The 11,271-nt window shown below is 69.2% G+C and carries 6 protein-coding genes; 1 reads left to right on the forward strand and 5 read right to left on the reverse strand.

What is annotated here, in order from left to right; translation table 11 throughout:
• Positions 1 to 40: 40 nt before the first annotated feature.
• From V6S85_RS17470 to V6S85_RS17490, 5 genes are all read right to left on the reverse strand, one after another.
• Positions 41 to 1,045 (reverse strand): FecR family protein, encoded by a 1,005-nt coding sequence (locus V6S85_RS17470; protein ID WP_116566577.1) that lies wholly within the window; start codon positions 1,043 to 1,045, stop codon positions 41 to 43.
• Complete coding sequence (locus V6S85_RS17475) at positions 1,014 to 1,580, reverse strand: RNA polymerase sigma factor (protein ID WP_334349724.1); 567 nt, start codon at positions 1,578 to 1,580, stop codon at positions 1,014 to 1,016. The genes V6S85_RS17470 and V6S85_RS17475 overlap by 32 nt, the downstream gene beginning before the upstream one ends.
• 137 nt (positions 1,581 to 1,717) lie before the next feature.
• Positions 1,718 to 2,884: a hypothetical protein gene (locus tag V6S85_RS17480; protein ID WP_334349725.1), complete on the reverse strand. Its 1,167-nt coding sequence runs from the start codon at positions 2,882 to 2,884 to the stop codon at positions 1,718 to 1,720.
• Between the two features lie 85 nt (positions 2,885 to 2,969).
• Entirely contained in the window at positions 2,970 to 4,757 is a 1,788-nt protein-coding gene (locus V6S85_RS17485; RefSeq protein ID WP_334349726.1) for an amidohydrolase family protein, read from the reverse strand.
• 71 nt (positions 4,758 to 4,828) lie between these two features.
• Positions 4,829 to 7,864 (reverse strand): TonB-dependent receptor domain-containing protein, encoded by a 3,036-nt coding sequence (locus V6S85_RS17490; RefSeq protein WP_334349727.1) that lies wholly within the window; start codon positions 7,862 to 7,864, stop codon positions 4,829 to 4,831.
• 660 nt (positions 7,865 to 8,524) lie between these two features.
• Between V6S85_RS17490 and V6S85_RS17495 the strand changes: the two genes are divergently transcribed.
• Positions 8,525 to 11,020: a TonB-dependent receptor plug domain-containing protein gene (locus V6S85_RS17495; protein ID WP_334349728.1), complete on the forward strand. Its 2,496-nt coding sequence runs from the start codon at positions 8,525 to 8,527 to the stop codon at positions 11,018 to 11,020.
• Positions 11,021 to 11,271 lie beyond the last annotated feature (251 nt).

Below are 11,271 nucleotides of genomic sequence, written 5' to 3' on the forward strand. Positions count from 1 at the left end.
CCGCCGGCCGCGGGCTTCCGTGACCGGTCACAAAAAATTCTCAGTCCGAGGCGCTCGTCTGGGTAGAGGCGCGGCTCAGGACGACCAGGTCGCCCTTCTGGTCCAGGCGGGCGTCGAACACCCGGGCGATGGCCCGACTGAAGCCCACCGGATCATTGGCGGCGAACAGGCCGGCCACCGGCTCGCGGGCGAGGGCCGCGTCGGGGATCGCGATGCGGGTGTCGCTGTAGCGGGCGAAGGCGTCGGCGGCTTCCTTCAGGCTCTCACCCTCGAAGGCCAGCTTGCCCTCGCGCCAGGCCAGTTCACGAGTGATCACCGCCGGGGTGATCGGCTGGGGGCGCGGAACCAGGTCGGCCATCACCAGCCGCGTATTGCCGTCCAGGGCCAGCTGCGAGGCAGGCGCGGCCAGCCTGGGGATCGTCACGTCGACCCGCCCCTGCTGCACCAGCAGGTCGACGGGATCGGCCGCCAGCTTGCGCACCCGGAAACCCGCCTGGGTGGTGCGCAGCCGCCGGCCGTCGATCTCGACCACGAACGGCCGCTCGTCGCGCGCCACCGAGAAATAGGCCTCGCCCTTCAGCAGGGCGACGAACCGCTCGTTCTGGCCATAGCGCACGCGGATGCGGCTGTCGGTGTTGAGCAGCACGGTCGAGCCGTCCTTCAGCGGCACGAGCCGGATCTCGCCGCGCCGGGTGCTGGTCACCGCGCCCGCCGCCGGCACGCCCACGGCCAGGGCCGCCAGCGACGCCGCCGCCCCAGCGCCGCCCGCCCACAGCAGGGCCCCGCGACGCGACAGCCCACGCGGCCTCGGCGCCGCCGGTTCCTGGAAGTCCGCCGGGTCGTAGCGCGCGCCCAGGGCCTGGGCGGACTCGCTCATCATGAACAGCGACTGGGCGCGCAGCAGCGCGCCCCGGCTGCGGGGATCCCCCTTCAGCCAGCCCTGAAACGCCTGGTCTTCCTCCGGAGTCAGCGGCCCACGATCCAGCCGCGCCGTCCAGTTGGACGCCGCTTCGTCAATGTCTCGACTGGTGTCTCGTTCGGCCATCTGGCGAGGCGATCTCCGCATCCACTGTACTAGAGGTTTGGGACCGCTTGTTTCCGCTACGGCCGAACCAATCAATCAAGAACGAAACGCCGCGCGATATATGCGTCTCGACCGTATTCTCCGAAATCCGCATCCGCTCGGCGATCTGGCGCTGTGACAGCCCGTCCACCCGCCGCAGCACGAAGGCCTCGCGAACCTTGGCCGGCATGGCCGCGATCGCCCGGGCCAGCTGCCGCAGCTCGTCCCGGTCCAGCGCGTGCTGCTCGGGCGAGGCGGCGTCGTCGGGATGGTCCAGCCGCTCCAGGTCGCCCACCGCGTGGATCGAGACGATCCTGGCCCGCCGCACGTGTCGCATGATCACCGAGCGCGCCACCTGGAACAGATAGGCCCGGGGATAGCGGATGGTCTCCACCGTCTCCAGCTCGGCCAGGATGGTGTAGGCCTCCTGGATGACGTCCTCGGGATCGACCCCCGCCGGCGTGCTGCGCGACAGCCAGCCGCGCAGGGCCGGCTCGTGCGGCAGGACGTTGCGCACGAACCATCGCTGTCTTTCCCTGTCGGCGCCGGTCATCCTGATCCGCTGGCTGGACGTTGCGCTGGCGCGGGGAGCGGTCCGGGACCGGACTTTCCCCGCAGCGAGTCGGCGCCCTGCCTAGACGCCGATTGTGACAGTCAGTCCCGACCGCTCGTTCCGGGCGAGTTCAGGTCGGCCGCTGTCGCGGGAGCCAGCGGGCGCTCGGCGTCGCCGGTCCAGCGCATCAGGGTCAGGTCGGCGGTCTGCCGGCCGTCGACCTTGGTGTTCGCCGCCACATAGACCAGCCCGCCGCCGATCGGCTGGAAGCCGACATCGGCCTTCTGGTTCCAGCCGCGCACGCCGCTGGCCTCGTCCTTCAGGCCGTCGCCGGCCAGCGGCAGCACCCTGCCCTGCTCCCAACCCTTGCCGCCCGGTCCCGGCACGCCGACCAGGTCGCCTGTCGCCGGCTCGGCCTGCGCGTCGAAGGCGAACAGCAGATAGTTGGGAAAGACCGGCTTGGCGCCCTGGTAGACGCCCATGAACCAGCGCTTCAGCGTCTCGTCATAGGCCAGGGTCTGGACGCCGAAGCGGGTGTTGCCGGTGCGCACGAACACCTTGTCGCGCGGCGCGGCCGGGCCCTCGTGGTGCGGCGCGGCCTCCGACAGCGGCCTGGCCAGCTTCGCCCAGTCGGCGACGTCGTACTGCAGCAGCACCTGGTGGTCGTTGTCGGTCCGCCCCTCGTCGCCATAGATTCCGTAGGCCACCGTCAGCAGTCGCGGTCCGTCCGTGCGCCCGAACGCCGGCCCAAAGCTCACGCCGTCGATGCCCGAGCAGCCGTAGCGATGGTCGCTCGTCCTGGCCGTGTCGCCGTCGAACCGGCCGTCGCCATTGAGGTCGGCGGCATAGTCCTTGGTCACCTCGGGCAGGTAGACGGTGCGGAAGAGATCGCTCTTGGCCGCCTCCACGCCCACCCGGTCCAGCCGGGAAACGTCGATCACGGCGATGTAGAAGGCCTGGTCCTTCTTGTACTCCAGCGAGCCGTACAGCCGGCCGTCCTCGGGATTGAAATCGAGATCGCCCAGGTGCCCGGTCCAGCCGACCAGCGTGCCCACCAGCTTGCCCTTGAAGTCGTACTTCGCCAGCAGGTTGGTGAACGAGTAGTAGACGTAGCCGCCCTTGCGATCGACGGCGACGCCCTGAACGTGGCCCGCGGCCCAGGTCCCGCCGTTCTGGGTCAGGGGCGGAACCGGCGTCGCCGCGGCCGCCGGCAGGGACAAGGCCAGCAGGCCGGCGGCGAGCAGGAGCGAAAGACGCGTCTTCATCATGGGGACCGGGCGCTGGCGGATCGGGAAATCGCCCCTCTAGCGCCCGTCCATGACGGTCCGGCGACAAGCGCCCTTCGCCACGCCCTCAGTAGAACGCCACGTCGTCCAGCTCGAACCACAGCTTGGTTCCCGCCGCGCGCTCGCCCTCGACGCCGACCTGCAGCAGGTCGGTCCCGGTGAAGGCCGGGGCCTCGCCCCGCGCGGCCACCGGCTTGAAGGCGGTGAACGGCAGCTCGACGCTCTTCCACTGCGGACCAGCCTCGACCTTGGTGGTCCAGCGGCCGGCCGCGCCGACCAGCGTCACGACATAGGCGCCGCCGTCGCCGCGCACGGCGAACTTCAGGCCCTTGAACGCGGTGGCGTCGGCCGGAACCACCGAACCCCGGGTCAGGGGCAGCAGCACCCCGGCCGAGGCGTCATCCTTGGTCGCCATGCGCGCGCCGACGCTCAGCACCTTGCCGCCGCCCTCGCGGGTGATGACCTGCGAGACCTCCAGGCTGCGGTCGCGGCCGCCATCGAAGTCGTCCAGCCGCAGGGTGTCCAGGCTGGTGCGGCCGTCGGCGCGCTCGAAGTCGTCGATCAGGGCGCTGGCCTTGACCGCCGGCGGCGTCGGCCTGTCGTTGGCCGGGGCGCGCACCGCGCCAGGGCCGAACACCGCCTGGCCATCGAGGAACACCCGCTCGGTCCGGCGCAGGTCGGTGATGGTCTCCCACGGCTTGCCTGCGACCAGCACGAAATCGGCCCGCTTGCCGACCTCCAGCGTGCCGCGGTCGGCCAGCAAGTTCATGGCCCTGGCGCTGGTGGCGGTGCCGGCCACGAGGGCTTGCGTCGGCGTCAGGCCGGCCTGCACCAGGAGCTCCAGCTCGCGCAGGGTCGAGGGGCCGTGCGGCGTGCCAGGCATGCCGGCGTCCGTGCCCAGCGCCACCGGCACGCCAGCGTCGAACAGCGCCTTCACGTTCCCCAGGGCGTAGCCGAACTTGCGGCGCGCCTGCACATTGCGCGGGCTGTCGGGATCGGCGGGCGGCTTGGCGCCGGGCTTGACCGGCTCGTAGACCGCCAGGGTCGGGGCGTAGAACAGGCCCGAGGCCTTGATCGCCGCGATGGTGTCGGCGTCGACCGGCTCGTCCTGAAGACTGTGGGCGATGACGTCGACGCCGCTGGTCGCCGCCACCTTGCCGCGCTCGACCGTGACGGTGTGGGTCAGGACCTTGAGGTTGTGCTTGTGCGCCGCCTCGGTCAGCGCCTTCAGCGTCCAGGCGTCCATGCTGGTGTTGTCGGGCGCGCTGCCATAGCGCCAGCCGTCGGTGAAGGCCTTGATGGCGTCGGGCTTGTAGGCGGCGATCTCCTCGACCGCCAAGCGCGCGCTCTCGGGGGTGTCGACCCAGCGGGTGGTGGCCTGGTCGGCCCAGTCGGCGCCATGGCCGCCCGGGGTGCTCATCCGGGCGACGAAGTTGACGTGCGGCGCGGTCAGGGTTCCCAGCCACGCTCGGCGCGGCGCGAAGCTCTCCGGCTGCTGGTGGAAGTCGTTCACCGTCGTCACGCCCGAGGCCAGGTAGGCGTCGGCGATCTTCGGCGTGACGGCCGGGGCGCCGGCCGGGGTCCAGTGGGTGTGGACGTCGAACAGGCCCGGGATCAGCGCCGCGCCCTTGGCGTCGACGATGCTGGCGCCCCTGGGGGCCTTCACGGCCGGGCCGACGGCCACGATCCGCCCGTCCTTGACCACCAGCGTCCCGCGATAGGGCGCGGCGCCGGTGGCGTCGAAGATCTCGGCGTTGACCACCGCCAGGGGCCTGGTCTGGGCGACGGCGATCGAGGTGGACAGCGCCGCGGCGCACAGGCCGCCGAGCAGGATGCGGGCGGAACGCGATGTCATGGGATTTCCCCTAACTGATGGAAGGAAGACGCCCGGGCCGCGCGCGGCGGCCCGGGGCTTGCTCGAGCGGCCTAGAACCGCTTCTTGACGTTGAAGTACCAGTAGCGGCCGTACGGCGTGTAGACTGTGCCGTCGTAGCCGGCCGCGCTCAGCGGCGGCTGCTCGTCGGTGATGTTGCGCACGCCCAGCCGCACCTTGGTCCCGATCTCGGCGACGTCGACCTCGCCATAGAGGTTGCCGGTCAGGGTCGAGTCGACCACCCAGGGCTGGCCCGACGAGTCGATCAGGGCGGTGTCGTCGTAGTCGCCGATGTACTGGGTGAAGCCGCCGACCGTGAAGCGGTCGTAGCGCCAGGTCAGGGCCGCCGACCACTTCCATTCCGGCTTGCCGTTCTGGCGCAGAAGGTCGCCGCCGCCGGTGATGGTGGTGCCGGCGTTGATCACCCCGTCCGAGCGCGCCTTCAGCAGTTCGGCGATGCCCGGCGACGGCGACTGGTAGTATTTCAGCAGGTGGGCGACGTTGACGTTCAGGTCGAAGTCGCCGAACCGGTCGGTGCCCAGCTTCCACAGGAAGCCGAAGTCCAGCCCCTCGACCACCTGCGGCTGGAGGTTGGTGTACTTGTCGTTGACGTACAGCACCTGGCCGGCGGCCGTCAGGCCCGTGCCGGCGAAGGCCGCGACGTCGTCGGCGGTCGGCGCGGCGCGCACCACGTTCGGATTGCTCGAGCCCTGCTGACGCAGCAGGTAGTCGAGGATCAGGGCGTTGCCCTCGCCGAACACGCCGATCAGGCCGGTCTGCTTCACCTTCCAGTAGTCGGCGGTGAAGGTCAGCCGGCCGAAGGCCTCGGGCACGAACTTCGGCTCGAAGACCACGCCGTACGACAGGGTTTCGGACTCCTCCGGCTCCAGGTCCGGATTGCCCGCCCGCCGCGCCGTCGTCAGCTGCGAGCGCGAGCACGACGAGAAGGCGCCGATCCGCCCCGCCCGCAGGTCGGCCTCGCAGAAGGCGTAGTCGGTGCGGGTGTTCGAGCGCGAGATGATCGAGGCGTTGATCTGCTCCAGGTTCGGGGCGCGGAAGCCCTGGGCCCACGAGCCGCGGAAGCGCACGCCGTCGATCACGTCCCAGGCCAGGGCGACCTTGGGTTTCGCGGTATTGCCGAAGTCGCTGTAGCGCTCGTAGCGGCCGGCCAGCTGGCCTTCCAGGCGGTGGACCAGCGGGATCGACATCTCCGGCGAGACCAGCGGCACGGCCAGTTCCAGATAGGCCGAGCCCACCGTGCGGTGGCCCTTGGTGTCGGGGTTGATGCTGGAGTTGATCAGGTCGCTCAGCACCGCCCCGCTGACCGGGTCGGTGAAGGTGGTCGTGCCGTCGATGCGGCCGTCGCGGTCGTCCAGCTGGGTCTCGCGGCGGAACTCCACGCCCGAGGCGATGCCAAGGTCGCCGCCCGGCAGGGTCAGGAGGTCGGGGCGCGAGACCTTGAAGTCCCACAGGGCCAGCGTGCTCTTGGTGCGGCGGATGGTCTTGACCCGGATGGCGTCGATGGCCGCCTGGCTGTTGCGGGTGCTGTCGGGGCCGCTGGTGTAGGCGAGGTCCGAGCCGTTAAAGACGTTGTAGGCGTCGGGCGTCGACAGGGCGAGCTGGGCGTAGAGCTTGGTGGTCGAGATGTTGTCGGCCACGTCTTCTGCGGTGGCCTCGGAGTAGACGACCGCCGACTCCCAGTCGAAGCCGAACTTCTCGCCGCGCAGGCCGCCCAGCACGCGGTACTGCTTGTTGGTGACGTCCACCTGGGTGAGGCCCAGGTCGGCGAAGGTGTAGCCGCGCAGCGTGACCGCCAGGCCCGCGGCCGGGACGTTCAGGTTGGGCAGGCGGTTGGGATTGACCGAGCCGTTGGCGAAGACGGCCGGGCCGAACGGGTTCCAGTAGTTGCTGGCCGGGATGGTGATCACCCCCGACGACAGGGTCTGGATCGGCGCCTGACCGGCGTTGGTCTTGGCGTGGTAGACGCCGAGCTCGCCGAAGGCCGTGACGCTGTCGTTGATCTCGTACTTGCCGGTGGCGAACAGGTTGGCGCGCTTGACCGACGGAACCACCGTCGTGCCCAGCGAGGCGGCGTCGAAGCGCAGGTCGCGGTCGACGCCCGAGGTCGCCAGGGCCCCGTCGTCGATGCAAAGCCCGTTGCCGATGTTCAGCTGGCAGCCCGAGAAGGTTGTCGGCTGGATATGGAAATAGCCGGCGCTGCTGGTCAGGGCCGTCGTGCCCTGGCGCACCGTGCCGAAGCTCGCCGGCGTCTGCAGATAGGCCCAGGGCGTGGTCGTGCTGCGACCGTCCAGGCTGGTCGCGCCGGCGAAGCGGGTGTCGGCGAACAGCGAGCGACGATCGGCCGAGGCGGTGAAGGCCTGCTCGTGCGAGCGCAGGTGCGTGCGCGCGTCATAGGAGAAGAAGGCGCTGATGTTGCCGCGGCCCTCGGCGAAGTTGTGGCCGCCATAGGCGTTGAAATTGTACTCCTTGAGGTTCGTGCCCTCGGCGAAGCCGTACTGGGCCGCGACGTTCAGCCCCTCCAGGTCGTCGCGCAGCACGGTGTTGACCACGCCGGCCACGGCGTCGGCGCCGTAGATGGCCGCCGCGCCGTCGCGCAGCACTTCCAGCCGGCGCAGGCCCGTCACCGGAATGGCGTTGGAGTTGTAGGTCAGCACCGGCACCAGGTTGTCGTTGGCCTGGCTGGTCGGGTGGGTCACCACCCGGCGGCCGTTCAGCAGCACCAGGGTGTTGCCGATGCCCAGGTTGCGCAGGTTCACCGAACCGACGTCGCCGCGGGCGCTGTTGCTGGTGCCCGGCAGGTACTGCGAGTTGAAGTTGACGTCGCCCATCTGCGGGATGGCGCGGAACAGGTCGTCGCCCGAGACGGCGGCGGTGGCCTGGATCTGGTCTTCCCCGACCACCGTCACCGGCAGGGCGGCGGTGACCTTGGCGCCCTTGATCTGCGAGCCGACGACGGTGATCTCCTCGACGGTCGCGGCCTCGCCCTCCTGGGCGTTGGCGTGCGCGGCCAGGACGGCGGCGCAGAGAGTCGTGGTCGCCAACAGGGCGACGCGTAGGCGAGTGTTCATGGTATCCCCTCCAGAACTGCGACCCGACGCTCCCCGCCGCACGAGCGCGCCCGCAATCCACATTTCAGGAAATGCCGGCGCGTCGTCCCGATGCTGACGAAACGAACAGGTCGTGCCGGATCATTGCCGGCGCCGGTCAATTCCCACTGAATCGATGGGAATTGAATTCGAGTTTTTCTGAACCGCTTGCGACCAAGTTTGCCGCCGACGCGTCAAAAAATGGGTTGGAACGGCAATTTTCACCACACGCCGTTCGGGCCGGAATCCAGCGCCGACAGGGTCTCGCCGCGATTTCACCGTCGCGGCGGCCTTGGCGCCCGGACCGGGGAACCGTCTGTCGGCGTCGCCGTGCGCGTAAAATCAAACGGCGTTATCCGAGTTGCCGGCGTGATGATCAGCACAATCTGGAAACCTCCGGTCGGCGCCCTGAAATGTGGCGGCCGTATACGAAGAAGGCCCGCAAAGCCCTTCCTCGCCCCCTCCCCCATTGCCGAACCCGCCCGCCTGATCAACGCTGAACCGCGGCCAAAACCGCTGTTCAGTCTAGTATTCGCGTTCCAACAATAAGAACACGATTAGGGCGGACCCCACGAAGGAGCCATCAGTCATGCATTGACTATGCGGAGAGGGGCACTAGTGAACAATAATCTCAAAAAAATCTTGACCGCGAGCATTTCGACTCTGTCGATCGCCATCGGTACTTCGACCATCGCACACGCGGCAGAGCCCGCGCCTGATCCTTCCGTCGAACTCGACACCGTCATCGTCACCGGCACGCGCCAGACCGGCCTGCGGGTCGCCGACAGCCCGGCCCCCGTCCAGGTAGTCGACACCGCCACCCTCGAGCGCACCGGCCAGGTCGACCTGCGCCTGGGCCTGGCCAACCTGGTCCCGTCGTTCAACGCCCAGGCCTTCGGCGGCGACACCGCCAACCTGACCCTGTCGGCGCGCCTGCGCGGCCTGTCGCCGAACCAGGCCCTGGTGCTGATCAACGGCAAGCGCCGCCACACCACCGGCAACTTCGCCGTCCTTTCCGGCCCCTACCAGGGCGCCGCCGCCGCCGACCTCGGCTTCATCCCGATGGCCTCGATCGGTCGGATCGAGGTGCTGACCGACGGCGCCGCGGCCCAGTACGGCACCGACGCCATCGCCGGCGTCGTCAACATCATCCTCAAGAAGTCGGAGTCGGGCGGCGCGGTCTCGGTGACCGGCGGCGAATATTTCGACGGCGGCGGCAAGACCGCCTCGTTCTCGGCCAACCTGGGCACGGCCCCGACCGAGAACAGCTATCTGAACTTCACGGTCGAGAGCAAATACCACGGCTTCTCCAACCGCGGCCTGCCCGACCAGCGCGTCTACAACCCCGCCAGCCCCAGCTACTCGGCCGCCAACAACGCCGTCGAGAGCCAGATCAAGGGCTACCCCAACCTGAACCTGATCTCGGGCGACGCCGAGTACCGGATGCACGTCCTGGCCTTCAACGGCGGGGTCGAGCTGCCCGGCGACTTTGAGGTCTATTCGTTCGGCACCTACGGCCACAAGGACGCCTCGGCCTACGAGAACTACCGCCGCTACAACCGCATCCAGGGCAGGATGGGCGCGGCCGACCGGCCCTTCCCCAACGGCTTCAGCCCGCGCGAGCGGATCATCGAGGACGACTACGCCCTGACGCTGGGCCTGTCGGGCGTGGTCGCCGGCTGGAACCTCGACCTCAGCGCCACCTACGGCAAGGACGACATCGAGGTCCGCGTCGAGGACTCGGCCAACGCCAGCCTCTACACCGACACCTCGACCCTCACGACCAAGGGCTTCACCCCCACCTCGTTCCACGCCGGCAGCTGGCAGACCACCCAGTGGACCAACAATCTGGACCTTTCCCGCGGCTTCGACGTGGGCCTGGCCACGCCGCTGGACGTCGCCCTGGGCATCGAGCAGCGCCGTGACACCTATGCCATCGGCGCCGGCGACGCGGCCTCGACCTACAAGGAAGGCTCGCAGTCCTATCCGGGCTTCTCCAAGACCGACGCCGGCGGCCACAGCCGCACCAGCTGGGCGCTCTACACCGACCTGGCCGTCTCGCCGGTCACGCCCTGGAAGGTCGACGTCGCCCTGCGCTACGAGGACTTCAGCGACTTCGGCGACACCACGGTCGGCAAGCTGACCAGCCGCTACGACTTCAACGAGATGTTCGCCATCCGCGGCACGGTCAGCACCGGCTTCCGCGCCCCGACCCTGGCGGAGTCGTTCTACTCGGCCACCAACGTCTCGCCGACCTCGGCCTTCGTGCAGCTGGCCCCCAACTCGGCCGCCGCCGCCCTGCTGGGTATCGAGAAGCTGAAGCCCGAGAAGTCGACCAACTACAGCTTCGGCGTCGTGGCCCACCCGATCCCGAAACTGACCGCCACGATCGACGCCTACCGCATCAAGCTGGAAGACCGCATCTTCGGCTCCAGCTCGGTCTACGGCCTGCGCAACGGCGTGGTGGTGAACCCGAACGTCAACGCCGCCATCGCCGCCAACGGCAACATCCTCGACAGCACCGTCACCAGCACCGGCATCAACATCTTCTCCAACGGCCTGGACACCCGCACCACGGGCGTCGACGTGGTGGTCTCCTACCCGACCGACCTGGGCGACTGGGGCCGCATCGACTGGACCCTGAGCGGCAACTACAACAAGACCAAGATCACCAGGGTGAAGTCCGCCCCGGCGGCCCTGGGCGTGACCAGCACCGCCTTCCCGACCGGCCAGGTGCTGTTCGCCGGCAACGCCGCCTCGCTGCTCGAGACCGCCGCGCCTAAGTACAAGATCGGGATCAACGGCCTCTACAGCTTCGGCCCGGTCACGGTCAGCCTGACCGAGACCTTCTACGGCAAGGCCTCGGCCCTGGCCGACCCGGGCACCGGGCCGTTGCTCGACACCGTGGTCAGCGCCACCGCCCTCACCGACCTGGAGATCTCCTACAAGTTCCCGGTCGGGGTGGTCGCCGCGATCGGCGCCAACAACCTGTTCAACGAGTATCCGGACAAGTTCTCGGCGGCGTTCCAGTCGGCCTGCGTCGCCTCCGGCGGCGGCTGCGTGACCCAGTACCCGGCGTTCTCGCCGTTCGGGATCAACGGCGGCTACTACTACGGGCGCCTGACCTACACCTTCTAGGTCGCCCTTCCACCGCATCGGCAACGAGGGAGTCGGGCGTCCGTCCGGCTCCCTTTTCCGAAGGCGATTCCACGGGACGCGGCCTTCGCGCCCCAACTTCGCTCAAGCCGCGATCAGGGCGCCCAAGCAGGCGGCACAACGCCGTTCCGCGACAGGCTGACCGCCCTGCCCGGCTTAAAGGGATTGCCCCGCAGAGACGGGGATTTCGAGATGGACCCGCCGCCGAAACATCCGGCAGGCGGACACAAAGC

It is taken from the genome of Caulobacter sp. CCNWLW153, from assembly GCF_036889365.1.
GTDB classification, from domain to species: Bacteria; Pseudomonadota; Alphaproteobacteria; order Caulobacterales; family Caulobacteraceae; genus Caulobacter; species Caulobacter radicis.